The sequence below is a fragment of the Bhargavaea cecembensis genome, assembly GCF_001619585.1.
GTDB lineage: Bacteria > Bacillota > Bacilli > Bacillales_A > Planococcaceae > Bhargavaea > Bhargavaea cecembensis_A.
The window spans coordinates 273,350-299,281 of record NZ_LQNT01000011.1 but is presented as its reverse complement, the minus strand read 5'-3'; the positions used below and the strand labels follow the sequence as shown (position 1 = coordinate 299,281).

The 25,932-nt window shown below is 52.4% G+C and carries 27 protein-coding genes, 6 tRNA genes and 2 riboswitches; of the genes, 24 read left to right on the top strand and 9 right to left on the bottom strand.

Going from position 1 to position 25,932, the window contains the following annotated elements:
• The first annotated feature begins 6 nt into the window (after positions 1-6).
• Positions 7-1,119 carry a P-loop NTPase gene (locus tag AV656_RS12190; RefSeq protein ID WP_063182330.1) on the top strand — a complete coding sequence of 371 codons (1,113 nt, stop codon included), beginning with the start codon at positions 7-9 and terminating at the stop codon, positions 1,117-1,119.
• 218 nt (positions 1,120-1,337) lie between these two features.
• Positions 1,338-1,799, top strand: a complete 462-nt coding sequence (locus tag AV656_RS12185) for a GNAT family N-acetyltransferase (protein ID WP_063182328.1) — start codon at positions 1,338-1,340, stop codon at positions 1,797-1,799.
• A gap of 35 nt (positions 1,800-1,834) precedes the next feature.
• Here AV656_RS12185 and AV656_RS12180 read toward each other — a convergent pair whose 3' ends face one another.
• On the bottom strand, positions 1,835-2,296 hold the full coding sequence (locus AV656_RS12180; protein ID WP_063182326.1) for a DinB family protein: 462 nt from the start codon (positions 2,294-2,296) through the stop codon (positions 1,835-1,837).
• 85 nt (positions 2,297-2,381) lie between these two features.
• Positions 2,382-2,999: a spore germination lipoprotein GerD gene (gene gerD, locus AV656_RS12175; RefSeq protein WP_063182999.1), complete on the bottom strand. Its 618-nt coding sequence runs from the start codon at positions 2,997-2,999 to the stop codon at positions 2,382-2,384.
• Between the two features lie 137 nt (positions 3,000-3,136).
• Here gerD and AV656_RS12170 point away from each other — a divergent pair, with 137 nt between their 5' ends.
• Positions 3,137-3,850, top strand: coding sequence for a KinB-signaling pathway activation protein (locus AV656_RS12170; protein WP_063182324.1), 714 nt, complete (start codon positions 3,137-3,139; stop codon positions 3,848-3,850).
• Positions 3,851-3,895: 45 nt separating this feature from the next.
• On the opposite strand, the gene AV656_RS12165 is transcribed toward AV656_RS12170, so the two are convergent.
• The gene (locus tag AV656_RS12165; protein ID WP_063182322.1) at positions 3,896-4,552 is read right to left on the bottom strand and encodes a hypothetical protein; all 657 of its coding nucleotides are present in this window, start codon (positions 4,550-4,552) and stop codon (positions 3,896-3,898) included.
• A gap of 207 nt (positions 4,553-4,759) precedes the next feature.
• Here AV656_RS12165 and AV656_RS12160 point away from each other — a divergent pair.
• The 4 genes from AV656_RS12160 to AV656_RS12140 all read left to right on the top strand — a co-directional run bounded on the left by AV656_RS12160 (position 4,760) and on the right by AV656_RS12140 (position 6,238).
• Positions 4,760-4,834 (top strand) — tRNA-Asn (locus AV656_RS12160).
• A 22-nt stretch (positions 4,835-4,856) separates the two neighbouring features.
• Positions 4,857-4,929, top strand: a tRNA-Thr gene (locus AV656_RS12155).
• Between the two features lie 434 nt (positions 4,930-5,363).
• A complete protein-coding gene (locus tag AV656_RS12145; RefSeq protein ID WP_063182318.1) occupies positions 5,364-5,717 on the top strand; it encodes a VOC family protein in 354 nt (117 codons plus the stop codon).
• 47 nt (positions 5,718-5,764) lie between these two features.
• Entirely contained in the window at positions 5,765-6,238 is a 474-nt protein-coding gene (locus AV656_RS12140; RefSeq protein WP_063182315.1) for a RidA family protein, read from the top strand.
• Between the two features lie 56 nt (positions 6,239-6,294).
• Here the strand turns inward: AV656_RS12140 and AV656_RS12135 are convergent, their stop codons facing one another.
• Positions 6,295-6,696 carry a hypothetical protein gene (locus AV656_RS12135; protein WP_063182313.1) on the bottom strand — a complete coding sequence of 134 codons (402 nt, stop codon included), beginning with the start codon at positions 6,694-6,696 and terminating at the stop codon, positions 6,295-6,297.
• A 203-nt stretch (positions 6,697-6,899) separates the two neighbouring features.
• Between AV656_RS12135 and AV656_RS12130 the strand changes: the two genes are divergently transcribed.
• The 3 genes from AV656_RS12130 to AV656_RS12120 all read left to right on the top strand — a co-directional run bounded on the left by AV656_RS12130 (position 6,900) and on the right by AV656_RS12120 (position 9,991).
• A complete protein-coding gene (locus tag AV656_RS12130) occupies positions 6,900-8,057 on the top strand; it encodes an AAA family ATPase (protein WP_063182311.1) in 1,158 nt (385 codons plus the stop codon).
• A gap of 11 nt (positions 8,058-8,068) precedes the next feature.
• On the top strand, positions 8,069-9,475 hold the full coding sequence (locus AV656_RS12125; protein ID WP_063182309.1) for a VWA domain-containing protein: 1,407 nt from the start codon (positions 8,069-8,071) through the stop codon (positions 9,473-9,475).
• Positions 9,476-9,556: 81 nt separating this feature from the next.
• Positions 9,557-9,991 carry a YugN family protein gene (locus tag AV656_RS12120; RefSeq protein ID WP_063182307.1) on the top strand — a complete coding sequence of 145 codons (435 nt, stop codon included), beginning with the start codon at positions 9,557-9,559 and terminating at the stop codon, positions 9,989-9,991.
• Positions 9,992-10,176: 185 nt separating this feature from the next.
• On the opposite strand, the gene AV656_RS12115 is transcribed toward AV656_RS12120, so the two are convergent.
• On the bottom strand, positions 10,177-11,016 hold the full coding sequence (locus AV656_RS12115; RefSeq protein WP_063182305.1) for a restriction endonuclease: 840 nt from the start codon (positions 11,014-11,016) through the stop codon (positions 10,177-10,179).
• 161 nt (positions 11,017-11,177) lie between these two features.
• Positions 11,178-11,588 carry an FAS1-like dehydratase domain-containing protein gene (locus AV656_RS12110; RefSeq protein ID WP_419865558.1) on the bottom strand — a complete coding sequence of 137 codons (411 nt, stop codon included), beginning with the start codon at positions 11,586-11,588 and terminating at the stop codon, positions 11,178-11,180.
• A gap of 131 nt (positions 11,589-11,719) precedes the next feature.
• Here AV656_RS12110 and AV656_RS12105 point away from each other — a divergent pair, with 131 nt between their 5' ends.
• The 10 genes from AV656_RS12105 to AV656_RS12060 all read left to right on the top strand — a co-directional run bounded on the left by AV656_RS12105 (position 11,720) and on the right by AV656_RS12060 (position 21,781).
• Complete coding sequence (locus AV656_RS12105) at positions 11,720-12,826, top strand: D-TA family PLP-dependent enzyme (protein WP_063182303.1); 1,107 nt, start codon at positions 11,720-11,722, stop codon at positions 12,824-12,826.
• A gap of 98 nt (positions 12,827-12,924) precedes the next feature.
• Positions 12,925-13,036: riboswitch (SAM riboswitch) on the top strand.
• Positions 13,037-13,106: 70 nt separating this feature from the next.
• Positions 13,107-13,215, top strand: a riboswitch (SAM riboswitch).
• Positions 13,216-13,310: 95 nt separating this feature from the next.
• On the top strand, positions 13,311-14,303 hold the full coding sequence (locus AV656_RS12100; RefSeq protein ID WP_063182301.1) for an aliphatic sulfonate ABC transporter substrate-binding protein: 993 nt from the start codon (positions 13,311-13,313) through the stop codon (positions 14,301-14,303).
• Between the two features lie 6 nt (positions 14,304-14,309).
• Positions 14,310-15,143 (top strand): ABC transporter permease, encoded by an 834-nt coding sequence (locus AV656_RS12095; RefSeq protein ID WP_063182299.1) that lies wholly within the window; start codon positions 14,310-14,312, stop codon positions 15,141-15,143.
• 25 nt (positions 15,144-15,168) lie between these two features.
• The gene (locus AV656_RS12090; protein WP_063182297.1) at positions 15,169-15,897 is read left to right on the top strand and encodes an ABC transporter ATP-binding protein; all 729 of its coding nucleotides are present in this window, start codon (positions 15,169-15,171) and stop codon (positions 15,895-15,897) included.
• A 15-nt stretch (positions 15,898-15,912) separates the two neighbouring features.
• Positions 15,913-17,607, top strand: a complete 1,695-nt coding sequence (acsA, locus tag AV656_RS12085; protein ID WP_063182294.1) for an acetate--CoA ligase — start codon at positions 15,913-15,915, stop codon at positions 17,605-17,607.
• 133 nt (positions 17,608-17,740) lie between these two features.
• Positions 17,741-18,556 (top strand): MetQ/NlpA family ABC transporter substrate-binding protein, encoded by an 816-nt coding sequence (locus AV656_RS12080; RefSeq protein WP_063182293.1) that lies wholly within the window; start codon positions 17,741-17,743, stop codon positions 18,554-18,556.
• 11 nt (positions 18,557-18,567) lie between these two features.
• The gene (locus tag AV656_RS12075; protein WP_063182290.1) at positions 18,568-19,617 is read left to right on the top strand and encodes a methionine ABC transporter ATP-binding protein; all 1,050 of its coding nucleotides are present in this window, start codon (positions 18,568-18,570) and stop codon (positions 19,615-19,617) included.
• A 2-nt stretch (positions 19,618-19,619) separates the two neighbouring features.
• Positions 19,620-20,285, top strand: a complete 666-nt coding sequence (locus tag AV656_RS12070) for a methionine ABC transporter permease (protein ID WP_063182288.1) — start codon at positions 19,620-19,622, stop codon at positions 20,283-20,285.
• Positions 20,286-20,522: 237 nt separating this feature from the next.
• Positions 20,523-20,972, top strand: a complete 450-nt coding sequence (locus tag AV656_RS12065; RefSeq protein ID WP_063182286.1) for an HIT family protein — start codon at positions 20,523-20,525, stop codon at positions 20,970-20,972.
• The gene (locus tag AV656_RS12060; RefSeq protein ID WP_063182284.1) at positions 20,969-21,781 is read left to right on the top strand and encodes a protein phosphatase 2C domain-containing protein; all 813 of its coding nucleotides are present in this window, start codon (positions 20,969-20,971) and stop codon (positions 21,779-21,781) included. The genes AV656_RS12065 and AV656_RS12060 overlap by 4 nt, the downstream gene beginning before the upstream one ends.
• A gap of 165 nt (positions 21,782-21,946) precedes the next feature.
• Here AV656_RS12060 and AV656_RS12055 read toward each other — a convergent pair whose 3' ends face one another.
• A complete protein-coding gene (locus AV656_RS12055) occupies positions 21,947-23,695 on the bottom strand; it encodes a PD-(D/E)XK nuclease family protein (RefSeq protein WP_063182282.1) in 1,749 nt (582 codons plus the stop codon).
• A 53-nt stretch (positions 23,696-23,748) separates the two neighbouring features.
• Positions 23,749-24,351 (bottom strand): HD domain-containing protein, encoded by a 603-nt coding sequence (locus AV656_RS12050; RefSeq protein WP_063182280.1) that lies wholly within the window; start codon positions 24,349-24,351, stop codon positions 23,749-23,751.
• 346 nt (positions 24,352-24,697) lie between these two features.
• On the opposite strand from AV656_RS12050, the gene AV656_RS12045 reads away from it, so the two are divergent.
• The 4 genes from AV656_RS12045 (at position 24,698) to AV656_RS12030 (ending at position 25,084) form a co-directional block, all read left to right on the top strand.
• A tRNA-Glu gene (locus tag AV656_RS12045) sits at positions 24,698-24,769 on the top strand.
• Between the two features lie 8 nt (positions 24,770-24,777).
• A tRNA-Tyr gene (locus AV656_RS12040) sits at positions 24,778-24,861 on the top strand.
• Between the two features lie 60 nt (positions 24,862-24,921).
• Positions 24,922-24,996, top strand: a tRNA-Gln gene (locus tag AV656_RS12035).
• Between the two features lie 15 nt (positions 24,997-25,011).
• Positions 25,012-25,084 (top strand) — tRNA-Lys (locus tag AV656_RS12030).
• A 61-nt stretch (positions 25,085-25,145) separates the two neighbouring features.
• Here AV656_RS12030 and AV656_RS12025 read toward each other — a convergent pair.
• Positions 25,146-25,820: a hypothetical protein gene (locus AV656_RS12025; RefSeq protein WP_063182278.1), complete on the bottom strand. Its 675-nt coding sequence runs from the start codon at positions 25,818-25,820 to the stop codon at positions 25,146-25,148.
• Between the last annotated feature and the right edge of the window lie 112 nt (positions 25,821-25,932).

Here is a 25,932-nt window from a genome sequence, read left to right as displayed (position 1 = left end):
CTGAAATTGATCAATGAACAACAAATCCGGGAACTGGTCGGAGCGCTTCAGGACCCGTTCCTTCACCGTACATTGGACGAGACCGGCGGCATCGTCGAAGTCTCGATCAAAGAGGAAAAAGAACACGTGAGCGTAAAGCTGGCGATTGCAAAAATCAATAACGCCGAGCAAATGCAGCTTCAGATGAAAGTCGTCGACACACTGAAGAAAGCGGGTGTAAAGACAGTCGGCATCCGCTTCGAGGAACTGTCGCCTGAGAAGCTCGAGCAGTTCCGCGGCACTGCGGACGTTTCCGAGGCACAGGACATCCTGTCCCCGCTGAACAAAGTTCAGATCATCTCGGTCGCATCGGGCAAGGGCGGCGTCGGCAAGTCGACGGTTTCCGTCAACCTCGCCGTCGCGCTCGCACGCCAGGGCAAGAAAGTCGGCCTGGTTGATGCTGATATCTACGGCTTCAGCGTACCGAACATGATGGGCATCGAACAGAACCCTGTCGTCCGCGGCAACTCGATCATCCCTGTAGAGCGCTTCGGTGTAAAGGTCATCTCGATGGACTTCTTCGTCGACCAGAACGCGCCCGTCGTTTGGCGTGGTCCGATGCTCGGCAAGGTGCTTGACCAGTTCTTCCGCGATGTGGAGTGGGGCGACCTGGACTTCCTCCTCCTCGACCTGCCTCCTGGCACGGGCGACGTTGCACTCGACGTTCACCAGATGCTTCCGACGTCGAAGGAACTGATCGTCACAACGCCTCACCCGACGGCTGCATTTGTCGCTGCGCGTGCGGGCGCGATGGCGCTGAAGACGGAACACGAAATTCTTGGCGTCGTCGAGAACATGTCGTGGTTCGAGTCCAAGTCGGGCGAGAAGGAATACGTCTTCGGCAAGGGCGGCGGCCCGAAACTGGCCGAAGAGCTCCGTACCGAACTGCTCGGCCAGATTCCGCTTGGTCAGCCGGACTGGGACGAAAACGACTTCGCCCCGTCCGTCTATGCCGAAGACCATCCGACAGGAAAGCTCTACGGCGAAATGGCCTCGAAGATCGTGGCGAAACTCGACAAGGGCGACAAGCCAGCGCAAAACGAAGGCCCGGTCAGCCCATTTGACCCAAGGAATAACTGATCGAATTCAGCAGCCGCTGCACCCACCCGGGTACGGCGGTTTTCTCATTTGGAGCGACTCTCGCCCGAATCGTCACATTCAGGGAGCGTTTCGTCACTTTCGGGAGCTCTTTCGTCACTTTCACGGCCCGATTCGTCACTTTCGACTGCTGAGGCCCTTACTGAAAGAGGAGCGGAGACGCCCATCGTCGAATGAATCGTCATGAAAGGGTGACTGACATGGAAATCCGGCCAATGAGTGAACGGGAAGCGCAGGAGATCACAGAATGGGCGTATCCGCCGCCGTATGATTTATATAACCTAAATGGTGAAGGGGCAGATGAGCTCATGGGGTATCAAGCCGTCTTTGAGGACAATCGTCTGATCGGCTTTTTCTGCACGGGAGCGGAGGCGCGGGTGCCGGCAGGATACGGCGCAGGCGCCTATCCGGAAGGAGACGAGATCATCGATATCGGCCTGGGGATGAAGCCTGAGCGGACGGGGCAAGGGAAAGGGCCAGAGTTTTTCAAGCTCATCCTCGACCATCTGAGGTTGACCCGGTCACCCTTGGCCTTTCGGCTCACCGTGGCGGACTTTAATAAGCGCGCTATCCGTCTTTACCGGAAAGCGGGTTTCCGGGAGACCGGTTCCTTCAGGCGGGAAGGGACACGCTTTCTCGTGATGGCAAAGGAAGAAACATAAAAATGGGGAGTTCCGGAACGGCCGGAACTCCTTCTTTAATTGGCCTGCAGCACCTGCCGGATCTGCCGGAAGTGGTGCAGGTCGTGTTCAATCATTCCCCCGAAATACTGCCCGAGCGTTATCCGGGAATCCCCGATTTGGAACTCGCGGCTCCAATCGCCGGCCGGTAAATCGCGGAGTGCGCCGATCAGCTGCCGGCGGACCGAGACGAACTCATCAATCGTTTCATCCCGGCTCCGCCTCCGGCTTTCCCGCGCTGAATGTGCATTCAGTTCGTCCGCATCCGGTCCCGCAGGAAACGGCGCATCACCGAGAAAATACGGAAGCCGGTGCTCCAGGATAAACCGGTCCCAGGACGCAAAGTGGCCGGCGACTTCCGCAATGGTCCACTTGTCAGGACCAATCGGCAGCCGCCATTCTTCCTCGTTTAATTGGCTGAGAGACTGCATAAAGCGGACGGATTCTTCGTTATGCCACACGATTTCTGATGCCTGCATGATGCTTCCCCCTTTGCCTTAATTATAAATAAAACGCCAAAAAAGGACGATTCCGAAATTCTCCGGAACGTCCTTTTCTTCACGGTCAGCCGCCGCCTCCCATGCCGCTACCTTTATCTTTTTTGTCGCCGCCTGAACTGCCGCCGCCACTGCCACTGCTTCCTCCGCCCCCGCCGCCTTCTTGCTTGCCGGCCTCCTCGATGAGCTTCTTCCATTTCGAGGCGAGGAGCGGGGAATTGATCGTTTCCTCGGCAACTTTCTGCATCTCTTTGCGCATGTCGGAGGATTTCATGACTTCACCGAGCGTCTTCTGCATCTCCGCCTGACCAAACAGAGACTCCAGGTCCTTCTGGAATTCCGGATCCTTCATGAGCTGTTTCATGACTTCCTGCTGCTGTTCCTGCATCGATTTGGCGATGGTTTCCTTGAACTTCGGGTCCTCGAACTGCTTTTTCCAGAACTCTTTCCCCTTGTCTGACAGCATCGTCTCTTCGATTGAAGTTTTCACTTCCTTTTGCTCAAGGGCGACCATGTCCTTGAACTCCGGGTCGGAGAGAAGGTCGCGGATCGCTTTTTTGCCGTCCTCGGTCTGGAGTGCATCGGTCACCATTTTTTTCGTCTCTTCATAGTTCGGGGCGGCCTGCCCGCCTCCGCATCCCGCAAGCAGGAGAAGAGCGAGTCCGGCCGGGAGGAACCGCTTCACACGCATCAAATCCTTTCCCGCCATTGTTTCAATTATTGTTCACATTTTGGTGCAGACTATGCACGCGCAAAATAGATTTTTCGGCCCATCGTTGATACACTGATGAATGGAAATGAAAAACGGAGGCTTAATCTGACGTGACAATACGCAATTGGTTTAAATTTTTCCTCAACGCACTTTTGATCGGGGGCGGCATCACCGGCCTCGTCGGTCTGATCGTGCGCTGGAACGATACGTTTTCGCCATTTATCCAGGCAGGAGAGTTTGGTGAGTTCTTTGCGGCTTTCCTCTGGATGGTCTTTCTCGGATTTACGATGAGCGTCGTGGCGCAGATGGGCTTTTTCGCTTATCTGACAGTCCACCAGTTCGGCGTAAACATCTTCCGCTCGCTCACACTGTGGAATTGGGTGCAGATGCTCATCATCGCGATCGTCCTGTTCGATCTTGTATACTTCCGGTTTGATCTGACGCAAGGTGATGGAAAAAGGACTGCCCTTTACCTGACCCTTCTCTTCTTCCTCATCGCGGTGCCTGCCCTGACCGCATGGCTGAAAGTGAAGATGACCGGCAAAAAGCACGTCCTCATCTCGGCGCTTTTCTTTATGATCGTCATTACAACGCTGGAATGGCTTCCGGCACTGATGGTTCGCAGCGGCAATATCGACCAGTGGGTCACGATCCTGTTGTTCCCGCTTCTGGCCGTGAATATGTACCAGTTGCTTGTGCTGCCGAAGTACAATGCCAAATCGGAAGAAGACATAAAGAAACGCCAGGAGCGCCGTGAAGCCCGCAAACGTGCGGAAGGTGCAACCGGCAATCCGAAACAAAAGAAAAAACGGACCGCCCAGTAATGGGGGACCGCATCAGACACCCGGCCTGAGCCGGGTGTTTTCCGTTTAAGGGAACTTCCTTTCCTTTGTCTCCACACCGAAAAGCACGTCTTCAATCGCCAGGAATTCATTGGAGGACAGAAGTTCCGAAACCTTTTTGAGGTCAGTCCGTTCTTCCTGGTGATGCTGGACGGACAAAATCAGACCTTCCCGCTTTTTCGGCAGCTTGCCGCCGTCCCACCGCAATGTTGACCCGAGCGCGTTCACCTCGGCCTCAAACAGTTGTTTTTGGAGCGCTTTTGGGAACTCCTCGTCGGACGTCCGGAAATAAAGCGGCTTCCGGCCGAAGTGGGCCTCATACACGCCAATCTGCTCATCAAGCAGCTTCGGCTCCTCTTCATAGCGTTTGCCTTCCGTCCCGAGCAGACCGACGGGGATGTTCCGGTCAATCATCAGTTTGACCAGCTCCGGGGAGCGCTCCATCCAGGCAGAATCGGTGAAGATGAGCGGATACGGGGCCTGCAGTCCCTCAAGCCAAGCCTTCACTTCCGAATCGCCGAACGACAGGTCAACCGTAAGCGCGGTACCTTGGCTCCCCTGCACGATCACGTCCGGCTCCTGGGTGATGTTGAAGACGGGAATGAGCGGCCCGCCGCCCGAAGACCGGACGAGCACAAATGCGGTAAACAGGAAAAACAGCGTAAACAGCAGCAACTTCTTCAATCGGGGGCGCCCCTTTCCGTGAAACTCGCTCTTATCAGCTTATGCGGGGCAGGGGACGGGCATGAGAAGAGGGCAGGATCAGAAAAAAGTGAATGGAAACCGGGTCATCCGGACAGACTGAAACAGGTTCCTCAAAACAACAAAATAGGGTTGAAACGTATCGGCGTCCTGTGTATAATGAAATCTGTCGGTACGATATTTCAATATTCCGCAGTAGCTCAGTGGTAGAGCAATCGGCTGTTAACCGATCGGTCGTAGGTTCGAGTCCTACCTGCGGAGCCATTTTTATTTTCACCCATATTACGCTTCCATAGCTCAGTAGGCAGAGTGCTTCCATGGTAAGGAAGAGGTCGCCGGTTCGAGCCCGGCTGGAAGCTTACGCGAAACGCTTGTCCCATGGGGGCAGGCGTTTTTTGTTATTGCTATTTTGGTTGGCCGCTGCTGTTCAATTGAAAGGCGATTCATCTCCGGTAATGTTTTTGGAATATTATTGATATTAAACTGGGTTTTGCCTTACAGTAATGGGGAGGGGGGCATTCATGGAGAAGTCACGATTTTCTATAACATTCTACATTATCGCGATCATCCTATTACTCGCGATTGTTTCTGACCTGTTTAATCTCAATGTGATGGCTGTATTTCCTTTATTGGTTGAATGGGCCACAAAATACATTTTGCCTTGGATCATCTTATATTGGCTGGTGAGGCTTGTCAGAAGCATCGAGAAGAAATGAGCCTGGGCGGAAGCTTACAAGGGATTTCCATCCCAACAACGAAATAGATTAAATATCCTATTTTAGCGGAGGTCTTAATGGAGAGCCCCATTTTAAAACGAATCGGAACTGTATTTATCCCGGTGAGCAACATCGAGAAAGCGAGAGATTGGTACTGCGACATTTTAGGCCTGCAAGCTGACGATGAGATTCAGTTTGGGCACATCTACGTTATTCCGATGGAAGGTACAGGGATGGTGCTGGACAGCAAAATCTTTGCGGAGGATCGGGTGTTTCAGACACCTCCCTTTCATATCCTTACTGAAGACATTGAAGAAGCATTCAGCTATATGAGCAACAAAAACGTGGAAATGGTCACGCCGATCGAACATGGTCATTACTTTAATTTCAAAGATCCGGACGGAAATGTTTTGATGGTATGCAAGTGTTAAAATGAGCGATGGATAGTAGGATTGTTTGGTCAAAAGGAGTGTCGGACATGGATACGATTGAACGTCGCCTGAAGGAACTGGACCTGGAGCTTCCGGAGGCGGTGGCGCCTTTGTACAGTTATGTGCCGGTCACGATCCACCGGGGGACGGCATACGTGAGCGGCCAGGTTCCGCGGATCAATGGGAGTGTGCCGTATCGGGGAAAGGTCGGAAAAGATGTGACTGTTGAACAGGCCCGTGAGCTGGCTGAGTACTGCGTGCTGAAAGGGCTCAGTGCACTGAAAGCAAAAATCGGAAGCCTGGACCGGATGGAGCAGGTATTGAAGGTGACCGGCTTTGTCCAGACGGCCCCCGGATTTTATGAGCCGTCGAAAGTCATCGATGCGGCTTCCGAGCTGCTGGAGAAGATTTTCGGCGAGAAAGGGCGTCATGCCCGCTCTGCCATTGGAGCGGCTGAGTTGCCTGACAATACGCCGGTTGAGATTGAGTTTATTTTTGCGGTGGATCTGCCGGCAGAGTAATTTAAGGCTAAAAAACGCTTGTCCCATAAGGGATGAAGCGTTTTTCTTTGGCTTCATTACGGTCCCAATTGCAGAAAGTAATCCCTAAGATCTTTTGGCAAATCATCTACCGCAAGGATTTCTAGCTTATTTGTACCGGCGGTAGTCATAACCACAAAAGTTTTTTCGTCATATTCAAAGATCGCAAATTGTCCTACCCGATTTGGTGACGCATTCGATTTCGATATAAACTCAAAGTCTTCTTCTTTAAAATTACCTTCAAACCCCTCTGACATTAACTTTGTTGCCTCTTCAAAATCGTCTGCTGTTGCTATTGATTGATAGAGTTCCAATGAATTTTTAGGTGTATGGAATACCATGTAGTAGGTTGCATAGCCAAGGATTAAGAAAACTACTAATAAGAATTTCATCCAATATTTCAACCAATCCTTCAGTGACTCTTTCTGTGAAATCCCCACATATAAACTTCCCCTCTATCCCAACTGTTTGGCTAAGTTCCTACAGGGTGTTGCGATGTCGTGTGATTTATTTTACCTGATTTCCTTTTATTTGTAACTAGTGTGGGGAAGCGTCCATGGGCTTACGGTTTCCACGATTAGGGAATGAAAAAGGTGGAAACGCTGATTGCACATAGACAGCATGAGACGGGAGCAGTGGTGAGATGGAGAACAACCTTACAAGAATAGATGAAATCAAAGATGCGTTGAATGCGAGGTTCCAGGAACGCGAAGCCGAGATTGAAGCGATTCTGGTCGCGGCGTTGTCCCGGCAGCATATCCTCATGATCGGTCCTGCCGGCACGGCGAAATCCGCGCTGGTCATGGAACTTTCCAAGATGATCAAGGGCACGAAATACTTCCAGTGGCTGCTAACAAGGTTCAGTACGCCGGAGGAATTGTTTGGCCCTTTGTCGCTTAAGGACCTGGAGCAGGGTGTCTACAAGCGGAATACGAAAAACAAGATGCCCGAGGCGCATGTGGCGTTTCTGGATGAGATTTTCAAAGCGAACAGCGCGATCCTGAACAGTCTGCTGACCCTGCTGAATGAGCGGGTCTTTTACAATGACGGCATGCCGGTGCAGGTGCCGCTGATGTCCGTCATCGGGGCGTCCAATGAATTTCCGGAAGACGGGGAAGGACTTGAAGCACTTTTTGACCGTTTCCTCCTTCGGTTTGAAGTGGATTATATTGCACATGAAGAGAATTTCATTGCGATGATGAAAGACTCGGGGCAGCATCAGCAGATGCCGACGATGACCATGGAGGAACTGATCGATCTTCAGCACCTGACGGATCAGGTTAACATCCAGGATGACGTGTATACGGCGCTGTTGAAAATACGGAACGAGCTGAAGGATGAAGGGATCCGCCCTTCCGACCGCCGGTTCAAGCAGTCATTGCATCTGCTGCAGGCGAGGGCGCTCATCAACAAACGGCAAACGGTGCTGCCGGAAGACCTGATCATCCTGGAGCATTCCCTCTGGGAAACGACTGACCAGAAAGAGGCCGTTTGTGTGATCGTACGCAGACATGCCCAGGACGCACTGGTCAGGACGCTGGATTCTCTCAAACATGAGGCCAAGGACATTTTTGAGCGAGTCAGAAAAGACCCATCGGCGGAATATGGAGCGGAAGCGTCCCAAAAGCTGAAAAAGCTGGCGGCTGACTTGGATGGGCTGAAAGCGCGCCATGAAGGCCGCGGCGAAGAAATTGATGCCGTCCTCCTTAAAGTCAAATCGATGCAGCAGGAACTTGCCGTGAACTCGATGTATGACGCGGAATCTGGCCAGGATACGTCCGGGATCTACTACAGAATGTGAGGCGATGCCGGATGAGGAAGATTGAACCGGAAGAGAATACCTCAGTCCTGAACACAGACGCGTTCGACAAAAGGCGGTTTAAAGAAATCCTGGAAATGTCTAAAGGACTCCGGGAGCTCAGGGACGGGGCCGTCATGCCGACTTTTGAACCGCTTCTCGGAGACATCTGGGCATCCTTGTACAAGATGAAACCGTCGGTCACGGAAGGGGAAGTAGACGGATCCCTTGTGGCCAACAAACAGATCATGACAGCCATCATGGCGGATCCGTCCTTTGAAACGTTCCGGCATTTTACCAGGTTAAATGACTGGGCCTCCGCGATCGGCACGGTCAAAGCCGGTGAGAAGACGCATCAGTGGCTGGCAAGGCAGACCGAAAAAGACCGAAGCCTGCGGGATCAGTTGCGGAATGTACGGGAACAACTAAGCCAGCAGCAAAATCAGCCGGATCCGAAAGCCCTTGAGGAAAGCCTGGATGAATTCAATAAGAAGCTGCAGCAGACCATCGAATTCAATCTTGAAAGTTTCCGGCAGTCGATGGGACAGGCGCGGGAGGAAGCCCAGCAGGCGGGAGAAGGGCTGAAATCACTCCTGGGCGGAAGCCGTGCAGGAAGCGGCGATGCGGAACTGAGAAAAGTCCCTTTGCGAGACAAGATTTACCTTGCAGAAAAAATCTCCACGGACCGCAAGATGAAGGAAATCGCGGATTGGGCGGGACGGTTCAAACAGACCGCACGGAAAAAGCAAAAGGCGAAGCAGACCGAGTCGGTGGCCAGGCAGGGTGTCACGACCGGAATTGACGTCGAGAATCTGCTGCCGGTCGAGCTCAGCCTGTATACGCATCCGATGACCAAAATGGACTTTCTCCGGCGCTTCTCAGAAAGGCAGACGATGCAATTTGAACTGAAAGGCCCCGAACATCTGAACAAGGGCCCGATCGTCCTTTGCCTGGACCAGTCTGACAGCATGAGGGAGCTGGATACCCAGTCAAAAGGCTTTGTGCTCGCCCTGATGTCGATCGCGAAAAAACAGAAACGGGACCTGTGCCTGATTTTGTTTTCTTCTCAGGTCCGGCAGTTTGAATTCAGCAAAGGGGACATAGGGGCTTCCCAGATCGTCAGGCTTGCCGAGGCCTTTCTGGGAGGCGGGACGAAGTTCGAACTCGCCCTTGAGGAAGCCCTGCAAGTGATCGGTGAAAGCCGCTTTAAAGAGGCCGACCTCGTGTTTGTCACCGACGGCGAAGATGAAGTAACGGATGAATTCCTGGAGCGGTTCAATCAATTAAAACGCGAGAAAGCCTTCCAGGTGCTTTCTCTTCTGATCGGCACCAACCCGGAATCGGTCGAACCGTTCACCGACCGGATGGTCCGGATCAGCGACTTCAATGAAGAAGGCAGCTTTGTCGCCTTTGAATTGTAAGCAGAACGAGTCGTGCGCTCGGGTATGCTCTCCCCTCCTTTGGTAAATGCTGAAAAGGACCAACTTAGAGGAGGAGACAGCATGCTGAAGCTTCAGACACAGCTTGAGGGACAAATGGCATCTTACGGGATTGTGAGCGACTGCATTCGGGATCTCGGTTATCATATGGGCGGAAACTGGGACTATGACCACGGCTGCTTTGATCACATCCTGTGCCAGGAAGGCGGCGAAACCATCTATGTCCGGCTTCCTTTCGTCGTCGTCGACGGCCAGCTTGACCATCCTTTTGCAACGATCCGATTCGGCACGCCATACGTGATCAAGCACGTCGTGCATATCGGCCTGGATCATGGCGGTGACTCACTTTTGGATGCAACCGGCTTTAGCCAGTTCCAGAAACCGGTGGACAAAGACGGAAACATTATCAATAAAAACAGATGGATCCATGCGGGAGAACTGGCCGTGGAAGATCTCCTGGACTGCATGCATTCGCAGGGATTGCTGAAAACGAGCTGATACTGAAAACGCCTGTCCCGAGAGGACAGGCGTTTTTTCTTGTTGGCACCGCGGTTGTGTACTTTCGGGGGAGAATGGTGTACTTTCAAGCAGCCATAGTGTACTTTCGTGTAGCGATGGTGTACTCTCACGTGCTCATTGAATACTTTCACGATTTCAATGCAAACACTCATTCATAACCCAATCTAAGCTGAAGGAGGAGGAATATATTCTTTTGAGTTCAACGTCTTGTTGTAGTTGTCAATCATCTTTTGTAAGTCATTACGGTCAATCATTATAACGTTATTTGAGCGTGCAGTGATCATCGCCTTCTTAGTAAAAACACGATTTGTGATGACTACTTTATTTTGAACGTTCCAATAACCTGCCCCTCCACAAACCTCATTTACAGCTGCAACACCCACAGTTCGGCCTTCGCCATAGCACTTTGCTTGAATTCCTGTTCTAATCCCATCTTTTACAGCAACTAAATCAATTCCATAATCCGTGTGTGGGGTGATTTTGGCGTCGTATCCCCTAGCGATGTAGAGTTTATAAAGAAATGTTTCAAATTCTTTTCCCGTCATTTGATCAATATCCTCAAGGGAAACATGATCAATCTTCGTACTACCCTCATTTATCGGCAGCTGATTTACAGACTTTAACCTAAAGCAAATCCAAAACACACCTACCAAAAGCAATACACATGAAAAGATAAAAAATCCCAATGTCAAAAACAGACCGGTTCTCACGAGGAGGGCTATCGTTAAGATGTGGTGCAAACCAAGCAATAATTTCTGCTTGAATTTCCATTGACGGATACGATTAGTTTGGAAAAAGGGTCTGTACAGTCCCAGCAGAAAAAACAACAGAATAATTATAAATAATAGGATCAACCAGGAAGCCGGGGAATCAAGTTCTTTATGTTGGATTTTTAATGCTAGTTCCATTCCTATATAAAAAGCAAAAGCTGCAATATAGAGTTTCGGAGGTATTTGTAATGTAAAAGTATCTGTCCTCTTTCTTCTTCCGGATTTCTTTTTCATGTGTGGACTCCTTTTGGCTCTGTTGGAAATAGGGTGTCCAAAATGAAATGCCGACTTTACAAGTGAATTTATGGTAAATGAACAGGTGAGATAGGTGCTCGATTGCAAATCAAAAAACTCCGGTACATTTCCGGAGTCGATATAATATCGTATACCAAAATTTAATCCATCGTCAAAATCACTCCACCAAAACTCCCACCGAGTACCTGCTTCCCGTGCTGGTTGTCACAGTGGAATGTGGCGTAGATGGCGGTTTTCCGTTCGTCTTTCTTTTCCAGCTGTTCGATGGTGACGTCGCAGGTGATGGTGTCTCCGGTGAATACGGGACGGAAGAATTCGAAGTTCATCGTGCGGGCGAGCACGTTGTTGTCGCCGCCGACTTTCGTGGGCAGCGTCGCCGTCAGTAGCCCCTGCACGATAAGCCGGTCGAGTTCATCGGGCTGCACGTGATGATCGCCCTCGTCCTTGGAGAGTTTTGTGAACATCTGTACGTCTTCCTTGGTGAATGTCCGCTCGAAGCGGATGACATCTCCTGATTTGATAGCCAAAGTGGTTCCCCCAATTTTCCTCATTCGTAATTCCCCCTTCATCTACTGAGCCGACCTTACAGGAATTGTAACAGTCCGGGCCGTTCCATTGCCAAGAGCTACATGTTTGGGAGACAATATTAATAGACTATTCAAACATAGAGGGGGAAGGGGATATGAACATTAATGAGCTGGACACGCCCGCATTGCTGGTCGACCGGGAGATTCTTCTTGAAAACATCCGCTCGATGCAAGAGTATGCCGATGCGAACGGCGTAAAGCTGAGGCCACACACGAAGACGCACAAGATGCCGGTTGTGGCCAACCTGCAGAAGGAAGCCGGTGCATCAGGCATCACCGTCGCCAAAACCGGCGAAGCAGAGGTGATGGCGGCGCGAGGCCTCAAAGATATTTTTATCGCCAACCAAGTCGTCGGGAAGACGAAGCTGGAGCGGGTCCGAAAACTGGCTGAATCCGTTGATGTCTCATTCGGGGTGGACAGTCCCGTCCAAATCAGACAGATCGAAGAGGTGTTCCAAGAAGCACAGAAGCCTGCGCAGGTGCTAGTCGAGATTGAAGTCGGTGAAAAGCGTTCGGGGATCATTGAGGAAAGTGATTTTCGTGAGCTGCTTGAAGAAATCCGCAAAAGTGAACACGTGCATTTCCGCGGAGTTTTCTCCCATGACGGACATACGTACAAGGCGGAAAACAGAGAACAATGCCGTGAACTGTTTGAGGAAGCATCGGCTCGGACGCTGCAGTTCGCACAAATCGCCCGGGATGAAGGAATGGAGCCGGAAACCGTGAGCATTGGCTCGACGCCGCCGTTCCTGCTCGGCTTTGACATCCCTGATGGCATCACGGAGATCCGGCCCGGCACGTATGTATTCATGGATGCCTCGCAGTCGAATGTGCTCGGTGACTACGGCCGCTGTGCCGCCACGATCCTGACGACCGTCATCAGCAAGCCGACCCGTGAGCGCGTGATCACAGACGTCGGGGCGAAGGGCATCACTGCCCAGACCCGGAACGTCGGCATCACATCCACCAAGGGTCTCGGCAAGATCAAGGCGTTCGACGAGGTCTACCTTGACGGCGTGTTCGATGAGCATGCGATCATCTACAACGAGTCCTTCAGCCGACAGGTGGAGATCGGCGACAAGGTCCAAATTATCCCTAACCACATCTGTCCGGTCTGCAACCTGCACGAGCGGGCCTGGCTCGTCTCCGGAGGCGAGGTCGTGGACGAGATTCCGGTCGAGGCTAGGGGAAAGCTGAGCTGACCATCTAAAGACCCAAGTTTCCGACTATTGACCCATTTTGAAAAATTAGTGTTGACCAAAGAAAATTCTTCCTGTAAGATGGCAATCAAATCAAAATAATCTTATCCAGAGCGGCGGAGGGAACTGGCCCGATGAAGCCCGGCAACCTTCAGGCGATGCCTGAAAGGTGCCACATCCAGCCGGACATCCATCTGTCCGGGAAGATAAGAGAGAACGGGAAAGTCGGCCTCTCTGATCATTCAGGGAGGCTTTTCGTATCCCATCAAACTGAATAACCAAATTCTTATCAAGAGCGGCGGAGGGACTGGCCCGACGATGCCCGGCAACCACCAGACAGATGTCTGGAAAGGTGCTAATTCCTGTGGGAAGCAATTCCCAAGAGATAAGAAGAGGACGGGAAACCCGCGCTCTCTTCTTAGAAGAGGGCGTTTTTTATTGCAAAGGGCCCGGAGCGGACTACATACAGATGAAGGGGAGAAAAAACATGAAAAACTCGAAAATCAAACTGCTCGGACTGGCAGCGGCGGCACTATTGGCTTTGGCGGGATGCTCATCATCCAACGCGGAAGAAGACGGTAACCCGGAGAAGATCCGGGTGGACTACGCGCACTATTCGCCGACCAGTCTCGTACTGAAGAAATTCGGCTGGCTGGAAGAGGAATTTGAAGAGGATGGCATCAAGGTAGAGTGGACGTTCAGCCAGGGGAGCAACAAGGCACTGGAATTCCTGAACAGCAACAGTGTCGACTTCGGCTCGGCAGCCGGGGCGGCTTCACTCATGTCAAAGGCGAACGGCGCACCGATCCAAAACGTCTACATCGCCTCGAAGCCGGAATGGACGGCACTTGTGACAGATTCCGATTCCGGGATCGGGAGCGTGGAAGACTTGAAGGGCAAGAAGATTGCAGCGACGCTCGGTACAGACCCGTACATCTTTCTGCTGCGCGCGTTGAATGAGGCCGGCCTGTCAGCGGATGATGTGGAAATTGTGAACCTGCAGCATGGCGATGGCGCAAGCTCCCTCACGACAGGCGCGGTCGATGCCTGGGCGGGCCTTGACCCACATATGGCGCGGCTTGAAGTGGAATCCGGAGCCAACCTGTTCTACCGGAACGAAGACTTCAACACTTACAGCTTCCTGAACGTCCGCGAAGAGTTCGCAGAAAAGTATCCAGAGCATGTCGAACGGGTGATCGAAGCTTACGAAAAGGCACGCCAGTGGGTGCTCGACAACCCGGAAGAAGCAGCAGAGCTGCTTGCGGAAGAGGCGGAGATCCCGCTTGAAGTCGCGGAAATCCAGATGGAGCGCAACGACTTCTCCCAACCGGTTCCGGGAGATGCGCAGCGAGAAGCGCTGATCGAAGCCGGACGGATTTTGCAGGAAGGTGAAGTCATCAAGCCGGATGCAGACGTGGAGAAACTGACGGATGAACTGATCGACCCGGCCTTCGCGGAGAAGGCGATCGGAGAGGAGTAACCCTAAATGGTAAAACAGGCAATATCGATTCCCGGCGCAAGCCGGCAGGCAAAGGATAAAGTGAATTCCAAATCGGGCGGCACCCAGAAAGTGTTGCTCGGCGGCATCCTGCCGCTGGCCCTCATCATCATATGGGAGGCGCTCAGCCGGGCGGAGGTTTTCCCGGCTTACCAGCTGCCGGCACCGAGCGTGATTTTGTCGACCATCACCGGGATGGCGCAGGACGGTTCCCTTTGGAGCCATGTCGGCATCACGGTCTACCGGGTGTTCGCAGGGTTCCTGATCGGGTCGCTTGTTGCGGTCGTCCTCGGTTCCGTCGTCGGGTTTTACAAAAAGGCAGAGCATGTGCTTGATCCGACGATCCAGGCTTTCCGCTCAATCCCGTCCCTTGCATGGGTTCCGCTCTTCATCCTCTGGATGGGGATCGGCGAACCGTCCAAGGTGACGATGATCGCGGTCGGCGTGTTTTTCCCGGTTTACCTGAACACGGTGAGCGGTATCGCCGGTGTTGACCGAAAGCTGATCGAGGTTGGCCGCATGTACGGCCTGAACGCCTACCAGCTGGTCACGCGCGTCATCTTGCCGGCGGCGCTCCCGTCGTTCTTGACCGGGCTTCGCAGCGGCCTCGGCCTCGGCTGGATGTTCGTCGTCGCAGCAGAACTGATGGGCGCGAGCCAGGGACTGGGCTATCTGCTGGTCGTCGGCCAAAACACGCTGTCGCCGGAAACGATCATTGCGAGCATCATTCTGTTCGCCGTCATCGGCAAACTGTCCGACTGGATTCTGAAAATCATCGAAGAGCGCGCCCTGCATTATCAGGACCGCGCGGTTCAATCATAAAAGTTAGGTAAAGGGGGCCTCGGCCATGGCACTTGAACTGAAAAACGTCGGCCGCACATTCGACGGCCAGACAGCGGTCCGGAACGTCAATCTGTCCGCGGGGGAGGGCGAGATCATCGGCCTTCTCGGCACGAGCGGCTGCGGGAAAAGCACGCTGCTCCGGGCGATTTCGGGACTGGACGGAAACTATGACGGAGAGATCCGTCTGAACGGCAAAATGGTGGACGGCGTGCAGGAGTCCGCGGGGTTCATCTTCCAGGAGCCGAGGCTATTCCCGTGGCTGACCGTCTTGGAAAACGTCACATTCGGATTGTCCAGCAAGGCCGGAGACAAGGAGAAAAAAGGCCGCGAGATCCTCAGGAAGGTCGGGCTTGGAGACAGCGAAAACCTGTATCCGAAGGAGCTGTCCGGCGGCATGGCGCAGCGCGTCGCAATTGCCCGGGCACTCGTCACTTCTCCAGAGGTCCTGCTTCTGGATGAACCGTTCAGTGCGCTGGACGCCTTCACGAAGATGCAGCTGCAGGACCTCCTGCTCGACATCTGGAAAGAGGCGGGCACAACGATGGTGCTCGTCACCCACGACATCGACGAAGCGTTGTATCTGTGCGACAGGATTGTCATCCTGCGCGGACGGCCGGGTGAAGTCGTGAGCGAAATCAACGTCGGGGAGCCGCGGCCGAGACCCCGCGGCAGCACCCGTCTTGCAGAACTGAAGACTGACATACTGGAAAACCTGGACCTGAGCCGGTCCTGATGAGGAGGAGATAGCATGACCATCGTAAAAGAAAAAGTCCTGGCACCGCTGCCGGGCAACTATAACCTGGGAAACTATGACGAGATCCGGAACACATTCATCTGGGAGGACGCATCGGGCGAGCTGTTCTGGAAAGCCGGAAAAGTGAACGCGGCGTATGCCACGGTCGACCGCCATGTCGATGAGGGCTACGGTGACAAGATTGCTCTTCACTATGCGAACGGGGACGAACGCCGGTCGCTGACATTCCGTGAAGTGAAAGAGAAGACGGACCACTATGCACGGGTGCTGAAAAAGCACGGCGTGAAAAAAGGCGACCGGGTCTTCGTCTTCCTGCCGAAAACACCGGAATGCTACATCGCCATTTTGTCGGTCATCAAGATTGGCGCCATCGCCGGTCCTCTGTTCGAGGCCTTCATGGAAGAAGCGGTCAAGGACCGGATCAACGACTGCAGCGGGACCCTCCTCATTACGGACCGGGAGCTCGGCAAGCGCGTCCCGCGTGAAGAGATCCCATCTCTCAAGACAGTCCTATACGAAGATGAAATCGAAGCGGAGAAAGTGGACGCCGCTCCGGGCGAGGAGTTGACCGAGTGGGTCGGGCCGGAAGACGGCATGCTGATCCACTACACGAGCGGATCGACCGGCAAGCCGAAGGGCGTCCTTCATGCGCACCGCGCCGTGTCCCATCACTATGTCTCGGGCAAATGGGTGCTTGATGTGAAAGACGACGACGTCTACTGGTGCACATCCCACCCGGGCTGGGTAACCGGCAGCGTCTACGGCCTGTTCGCGCCGTGGCTCAACCGCGCGACGGTCATCATCCAGGGCGGCCGCTTCAAGGCTGAAGACTGGTACCGTCTCATCGAAGAGTTTGGTGTGACGATCTGGTACAGCGCGCCGACCGCCTTCCGGATGCTGCTGTCAAAAGGCGATGCGCTCAAACAATTCGACCTGTCCTCGCTCCGCCACATCCTGAGTGTCGGTGAGCCGCTCAATCCGGAAGTCATCCACTGGGCATGGAACGAACTCGGCGTCCGCATCCATGACACGTGGTGGATGACCGAAACCGGCGGCCATCTGATCGTGAACCTGCCGGCCGAGCCGATCAAGCCCGGCTCGATGGGCCGCCCGTTCCCGGGCATCACCGTCGGCATCCTTGATGAAAACGGGCAGGAACTGCCGCGCGGCGAAGTCGGCCAGCTGGCGATCAAGACCCCGTGGGCCGGCCTCATGAAAGAAATCTGGGGGAACAAAGACCGCTTCGATGCCTACTTCAAATACGAAGGCTGGTACCTGTCCGGTGACCTGGCCTACCAGGACGAAGACGACTACGTCTTCTTCCAGAGCCGGGACGACGACATGATCAACTCTTCGGGTGAGCGCATCGGACCGTTCGAAGTTGAAAGCAAGCTAATCGAGCACCCGGCTGTAGCTGAAGCCGGCGTCATCGGCAAGCCCGACCCGGTCCGCGGAGAAATCGTCAAGGCTTTCATTACGCTCCGCCCTGGCTTTAAAGAGTCAGCTGAGCTGTTGGAGGACATCCGGCAGTTTGTGAAGCGGGGCCTCGCCGCCCACGCCGCTCCGCGCGAGATTGAGGTCATGGACGACCTGCCGAAAACGGTGATCTCAGGCAAGATCCTCCGCCGGGAGCTGAAGGCGCTGGAAGTGAAGAGGGCGGAGGAAGCGTCGGTTCCGACTGGGAACTGAAGGGCCAATCTAAGTGCCTGGATGGGGTACTGTAGATGCCACTATTTCTTAGACAGGGATAGTTCAGAAGGAAAGATGAAGGAACAATATTGAAGGTTCACGATGGGCGACTGGAAAAGAGGGGGGACAGATCATGAGTAAAAAATGGTGGGCAGTTCTTGCAGTTTCACTATTCCTTGCCGGATGTTCAAGTTCAAATGCTTCCGAAGACGGTGGAGATCGGACGATAAAAATCGGAGTAACCGGAGGACCTCCGGAAGAAATCACAGAAATTGTGAAGGAAGAAGCCGCAAAGGAAGGCATCGAATTAAAAGTAGTTAAATTTAATGACTATATCACACCGAATCGGACTTTAAGCAGCGGCGAGCTGGATCTGAACATGTTCCAGACAAAACAGTTCCTGGAGAATTATATAGAAGATCGTAATGATTCTCTCGCGGCGGTAGGAACAACTTACAATAGTACGTATGGGATCTACTCGGAAAAGTATGAAAGTATTGATGAAATACCTGAGGGGTCAACATTAGGGATTGTAAACGATCCCGTGAATATTGGCCGCTCTCTCCTTTTATACGAAGAGGTCGAATTGCTTCAAGTAGAGGAGACAGACGGACTTCCAAAATTAAATGATATTAAAGAGAATCCGAAAAAATTCGAGTTCATGGAAATAGAAGGGCCACTCATGCTGCGTACGCTGGGCAGCATTGATGCGGGCGTCGTGGCAAGCACACATGCGATCGATCAGGGGATCAATCCATTGGAAGAAGCCATCTATTTGGAAACCGGCATGGAATTTCCAATGGTTGTGGCTTCAAGGGAAGAAGACAAAGAGAACCCGGATTATAAAAGAATAACGGAACTGTATCATTCGGAAGCAGTGAAGGCGTTCATAGAAGAGAGATATGAAGGTGTAATTGTTGTGACAGATGACCCTTTCCAGGATGAGTAAGGGGGATGACAATGATTGAACTGAAGAACATCACCAAGACTTTTTATGACCGGAAAACAAAAGTCGAAGCCTTGAAAAACATCAATATTGAGGTTAAGGAAGGGGAAATCTTCGGGATTATCGGGTTTAGCGGAGCGGGCAAAAGCACGCTGCTCCGGATCATTAATCTTCTTGAAGAACCGACATCCGGCGAGGTATCGATTAACGGGAAGGATTTACTGACTCTAAAGGAAAGGGAATTGCGGAATGTCAGGAAAAAGATCGGCATCATTTTTCAGCAATTCCACTTACTCTCCTCCTATAACGTGTTTGATAATGTAGCTGAGATCTTGCGGATGAATGGTGTCCCGAAACAGGAGATCAATAAAAAGGTTAAGGACTTGCTGTTGCTTGTTGGCCTGGAAGATAAGGCGGACCAATATCCGGCCAATCTTTCGGGGGGGCAAAAACAGCGCGTCGGGATTGCCCGGGCGTTGGCGATGGATCCGGATATCCTTCTGTGCGATGAGGCAACGTCTGCTTTAGATCCAAAAACGACGGATTCCATATTGAAATTGCTGCTGGATATTAATAAAAAGCTCGGTTTGACCATTGTTTTGATTACCCATGAGATGGAAGTCATCAAAAAAGTATGTGACCGAGTGGCTGTCATGGAAAAGGGAGAAATCATTGAACAGGGGACAGTACTCGATATCTTCAGCAATCCGGTGCAAGAAACAACCAATCATTTTGTAGGGAACGTCTACGAAAACATGATTACAGAGGATATGCTGACTGCGTTACAAGGAGATGAGCCATCTTATATTCTTCGGTTGGCTTTCCGGGGAGATACGGCTCTAGATCCTGTTTTGAGTGAGGTGGCCTCCAGCTATTCCGTCACTTCCAATATTGTTCATGGCTCCATCACGTATTTGAAAGGAACACCTTTGGGCATTTTGTTCGTACATCTTTCCGGTGATGCCGACAAATTAAAGCAGGCCATCTCTTACCTCGAAGAAAAGGTATACCGTGTGGAAGTCATCAGGGAAATCAGCGGGAAACCTAAGGAGGTATTGGTATAGCCATGTTGGATCGAATGGATGAGCTGGCTCCGCTGTTTGGCATCTCTTTATACGAGACGCTTGTCATGGTCATTGTTTCATTGGTCATTGCGACCGTCATAGGAATTCCTCTTGGGGTATTGCTCGTTGTGACGAGGCCGAATCATTTATATCCCAATAAGTGGATCTTCCAATTATTAAACACCATCGTCAACATTATCCGATCGCTGCCATTTATTATTCTAATGCTTGCCATTATCCCGTTTACGGAGCTGATTGTCGGGACGTCCATCGGGATCCGGGGGGCCATCGTACCGCTCATCGTCTATATTGCCCCATACATTGCCAGACTCGTTGAAACGGCTTTCCTGGAAGTCAATTATGGAATTATCGAGGCGTACAGAGGGATGGGGGCTTCCCGTTTTCAAATCATTTTGAGGATCATGATCAGGGAGGCACGGCCTGGAATTTTGCTTTGCATGACCATTGCCTTGATCGGTCTGATCGGCGCTACTGCAATGGCGGGTGTGATCGGGGCCGGTGGACTGGGCGACCTCGCACTCAGATACGGCTATCAGCAATGGGATATGCCGGTTATGTTTGGAACAGTCATCATCCTGATCGTCCTCGTGCAAATTATTCAGTCCCTTGGAAACTACTTTGCAAAGAAATTGAAGATGTCAGGATAATCGAATCCCGACACGGCGAGACGGGCATTCGTCACTTTCGATGAGTGATTCGTCACTTTCAAGAGATCATTCATCACTTTCACGGCCCCTTTCGTCACTTTCAAGACGCGATTCGTCACTTTCGATCAATCAAAGCCATCATCCGACTGCCGCGGATGATGGCTTTTCGATTCATTGAAGGAAATGCACGCTCATACAAAGAAGGATACCCGTACTACTAATAAGGGGGCAGGGAAGATGGGGGAATGCTTTATCTGCGACAAACACGCAGGGAACATTGAAACGTCCGGAGCGGTGATTTATGAAGATGAGCATGTGTACATCGGGCATATCGACAGGGGCGGCCAGCCGAACTACCTGGGACACATCATGGTCGATCTAAAGCGGCATGTCCCTACGCTGGCCGACCTGACTCTTGATGAGGCCAAGGCGTTCGGGATCGCGATGGCCCGGGTGAGCAAAGCCCTGAAGGAATCGGAAAACGCCGAGCACATCTATTCATTCGTCTCAGGCAATGCAGTTCCTCATCTTCATATGCATCTGGTGGCACGTTATCCGGGCACGCCGCGGGAATATTGGGGGCCATCTGAAGTCTACGACTGGGAAGGCGCACCGATGGGGGATAACGAAGAGGTAGTCCGCCTTTGCGTACGACTGAAAGATTACATGGAGAAAAACCCCGTATGACTTCGTTTAACTGGGTAGGCAGCCAGGATGACTTTGTCGGCCAGCCGGACGTTCTTCAATTGAATCATATCGTGGTGGGGCGGTACGGCGGAAATTCAACTGCCGGTCAATCAAAGAATGAAGACGGATGTCTGGTCTGGTTCAGCCGGGAGGAGGGCTGGGAACTCGCGGTGGTTCTGGATGCCCACTATTCAGCCGAGAGTGCCGGGGCCGTCCTGGAATTGTTCGGTCAAGAGGAAGTTGCCATCAGACGGCTGCTCGCATTGCCGGAAGTATATGATGCATTCAGAGGGCTGGAAGAAAAAATACTGGACATGTTCATGTCCGATGAGTTTCTGGCCACCTGCCGGAAGGTCAAAGGGGAAACCGCATGCCTGATCGCAGCAAGAAAAGGGCGGTTTGTATGGTGGCTGTCCGTCGGAGACTGCCTGCTTTACCTATTTCATCCGGAGCTTGCACGTATGGGGCAATATCAGATCAACCAGCGGCAATTCTATGAATGGATCGGCCAAGTAAACACATTCGCGCAGGAAGCACCCTGTTACACGATTGGCACGAGAGAGCTCCGGAAAGGCGAAAACCGGCTGTTCCTGACGACCGACGGCCTGGTCGAATGCCCAGGTGCTCCTTTCTTCGATCCTGTCCGAATCGATCAGGCGTTTGATGGGGGAGTTCCGGCTGCTGATGCCGTCCATTCCATATTGGAAACCATCCGGCAAAACGGCGTCAGAGACAGCACGACAATCATTACGTGGGACATCAAGGTGACCCGGGATGCTGCTCAGCCAAGTGATTTGCATAAGAGGTGATCGGGCGGGGCGGGAATCATTCGTCACTTTCAGGGCATGGTTCTTCACTTTCAAGACTGGATTCTTCACTTTCAGGGCATGATTCTTCACTTTCGAGCCGCCTTTCGTCACTTTCAACATAATGAAGAGGCATCATCCGGTTCACATTCCGGATGATGCCTCTTCTTATAATGACCCAATAGCCCGTTGTATTCGGTCACGCATATCACCATATTCCGCGCCGTCCATCAATTGAACCATTGCGGTTCTCAGTTTATTCGCATCCTCGATATTTCCGACAGGAACGGCGCGGGAGAAGATCCGGGTGTATTTCCTTCCTTCTTCGTAAGCCAGCGCACGGACCTGTACGCCTTCTTCCTCAAGCAGAGACAGAAAATGGTTTCTCTCCCTGGAGGGAAGGGGACCGACTTCGATGATCAGGCGAAGTGTGGAGTTCCTCAGCCGGAACCAGGCGATGACCGGGTACCCGAGCCAGTATTTCTCGGTCAGCCAGTAGCCGTCAGGGAAGCGGGTCCACTCCGATTCGACGAAGTTGGGCAGCCGGTGGTGGATCTGATAGTGTAGGATGTCCTTGGCCCCGAGAAACTGCCGGAATGCTTGCTCTAAAGGCGTCCCGTCTGCAACCCTGTTCTGTACAACAACTTCGCCGTTGATCACCGCATCGTTGGCGAGGCGAAGTAAGGATTGGAAAGCTTCTTTCTGATAAAGACGTTCCATGATCCGAGCGAGATCGCTGACGTCTTCCCAGGATTCGGGTGCGTCGGCATCCATATAGATGCGGGTGTACTGACTGCTTTCCTCGAAAGCCTGTTCCTTGATATCCAGGCCCCTGGCGGCCAGGCCACGAAGCAGCCTGACGCGCAGTTCGTGTTCGAGCGGGCCGACCTCCACTCTCAATTTGAGCCGGTCGCCAGCTCTTTCAAACCAGGCGATCAATCCTCTGTTCATCCACCAGTTTTTCCGCAGGTCGTTTTCCCCGTAGTGGTCAAACCATACCGGTTCAAGGAAATTGGGTGTCCGGAAATGGGCTGTGTATAGGTGTTCTGGCCACTTGTGTTTTCGGGCGAACTTCAGGAACGCCTCTTTCAGGATGCTGTCCCCGACACTCTTGATGAAATCAATGGTTTCCTTATGCCGCCGATAGGTGCTGAGCAGGATATCTTCCTTTTCAACAGGAGTTAGCCGGAGCGAATGCAAGAGGTCAACTGCTTCCTTATGATTTCTGTAAAGGTCCATCCCGATGGCGTTCAGTTTTTCATTCTCGACAAGCTGATCTTCCAGGATGTCGGTGTAATACGAAATGAAACTATGTATGTGCGCGTTCATATACTCCTTCCGCGTTTCAAGGAGCTGCTCCAGAATCGCGAGTATATCCGAATAGCCGAGCATCAGATAATCTTCGTGCGTCGGTTCCTCGTCCTGGAGGGTCAGGAAAATCGGGATGATCTTATATTCTTCATAGACCGATCTGGCGTATTCAATATACTCCTCAAGCTGGCCTTCCGATTCGCCGGACCAATACTTGTTTTCAATCAGCAGGACGATTTTATGGAGATCAGATACGGCAAACAGGTCGATCCTCTTCCGGTTGGAAGTCTGCAGCTCCTTGTAAACGGTGAGGTCATGGTAGGGATGGCTGGATATCTCCAGGACATTGTAATTGGACAGCTTGTCTTCGTCTTCTGTATTCGCCGGGTTCGTAAACACTTTAGTGATCATCTTTTTCGCGAAGTAAGGGCCCAGGTTGTGATTCCCGGCCGGGTCCATCAGCCAGCCAAGCACATTGGAATGGCGGATTTCATAGTTATCGACCTGGAGAATTTTAAATGGGTTGAAGCGGTTGAAGTGATCATCCAATACAGTGAAATCAGCGTCCTCCATCAGGGCGAGGACTTGATGTGAATGTTGGGTCATGGCTCATGGCTCCTCAATTAATGGCATTTGTTGGTCGCGAAGAAGGGGAGGAATCAGCGGGTGCCATCCCACTCCTCCCGGAATTCCAGCAAAAACGCCTCCATAAACCGGTGCCTTTCTTCCGCGATCCGCCTGGCTTCATCCGTGTTCATCAGATCTTTCAGCTTCAGCAACTTTTCATGAAAGTGGGCGATGGAGGTGCCGGACGTGCGGTTCGGGTCATGGATCGCCTGGCCGCGGTGGCCGCCGAAGGCGAATGTGCGGGCGATTCCGATGGCGCCGATTGCATCAAGCCGGTCGGCATCCTGGACAACCATTCCCTCAATCGTCGACGGTCGCTTGGCTCCATTCTTACTGAAGGAGACTTCACTGATGATCGTGCAGACTGCCTCCGCACGGGCAGGCGCGATCCTTTGCTCCTTCATGAATGCCCGTGCATTCGGCAGGCCGTCCCCGCTATCGAAAAGCTTCGGATCGTCCGCGTCGTGGAGCATCGCGGCGAGCCCCGCAAGTTCCCGGTCAGCGCCTTCCGCTTCCGCGAGCCGCATCGCCATCCGATATACCCGGAGCGTGTGGTGGACATCGTGCCCGGTCGCATCCTCGCCGAAAAGCCCGCTGATCCGTTCCAGAGCCGCCTCGTATAAAGCCAAATTCATCCGATCTCCCCCTTGCAAGCAGTTCACTTTATTCTATCATCACGGGAAGGATAAGATGGAAACATCAGGGAAGGGCTTTGCGGAAAATTTCCGGCGTGAAGGGGAAAGGTACCGAATAGCGGTTCGGTGTGTGAACGTTGCTTTATGACTATGAAATGTTGCGTTATAAAAGCAAAACGTTGTGTTAACCACCACAAACGGTGCTCAATCTTCCGCAAACCCTTGAGCTGATTCCACCAAAATCGCCCTTTATCGACACCTTTCAAAAATAAATATTCCGACTTCAAAAAATGGGTTGCATGGGCAGTTTTTCTTTGCTAATATAAACGTTGTCCGATTGAGACACGGCCCCTTGGTCAAGCGGTTAAGACACCGCCCTTTCACGGCGGTAACACGGGTTCGAATCCCGTAGGGGTCATATATTACGGAGGGGTAGCGAAGTGGCTAAACGCGGCGGACTGTAAATCCGCTCCTTCGGGTTCGGCAGTTCGAATCTGCCCCCCTCCACCACTTTTTATGTTTAAAATTCCCGTTCCCGGGTAACATTAAAAAGGCAACACTTCATAGCGTTGGGGTATAGCCAAGCGGTAAGGCAACGGACTTTGACTCCGTCATTCGTTGGTTCGAATCCAGCTACCCCAGCCATTTTTTTATTTTCATGAGCCATTAGCTCAGTTGGTAGAGCATCTGACTTTTAATCAGAGGGTCGCAGGTTCGAGCCCTGCATGGCTCATACGGAACGCCTTCCCGGCATCGGGAAGGCGTTTTTTCGTTTGCCTTCATATCGTATCGTCTTACCACCCGCCCGTCGTCCGCTCTTCGCGATCCTTCTCGTCTACGTCGTCTTCATGTCTGGTTCCCTTGTTCCCGGAGGTTTCTTTCATATCCTCAGCCGCTTCTTCCATCTCCTCCACCTGCTCCTCGAGTTCCTCCATCTCATGCCGGTACTCCTCCTCAACCTCTGAGGTGGAGGGGATAAACGGCTCATTGTTGTAATCGACACGCTTGCCGTAGCGGAGCATCTCATAGATGATCATGCCGTTGTTCGGCATGCCGTTAATTGTTTTCATCGGTACGATGTCGAACAGCACGTAATAGAACTGATAAAACAGGAACCGGTTCCAGAAAGTCTCGTATTCAGTGACAATATCGTTTGCGATTAACGCGTTCAGAATCAGTGCAGGAACCAGGTTGATCAGGATCGGTCCCGCATAGATGAGCACGTAAGCGAATTTACCTTTCCGTTTTAGGTCATCATAAGAGTACCAGCTGTAAAGGTGGTAATACTTCCGGACATCAAAAATCCAGAACTTGAATAAGCGCGGTCCGGACCCGATCGTGAGGCGAGGGTTCACCACGCCGAAGATCGCGCTCATGATCACATAGCCGAGCTCTCGCATAAAAATGACGACCGGCAGGATGATAAATGCCGAAATGACCAATGATATTAAATCGTTAAGGCCGAACATCGGCATCTCCGCCTTTCCGTCCGAGGTATCTACCCCACCTCTATACCCGTTAAACAGAGGGGTATGACTGCCACTTTATGGGGAGGGCTGCCGAAGTGCGGTCCGGCGGGAT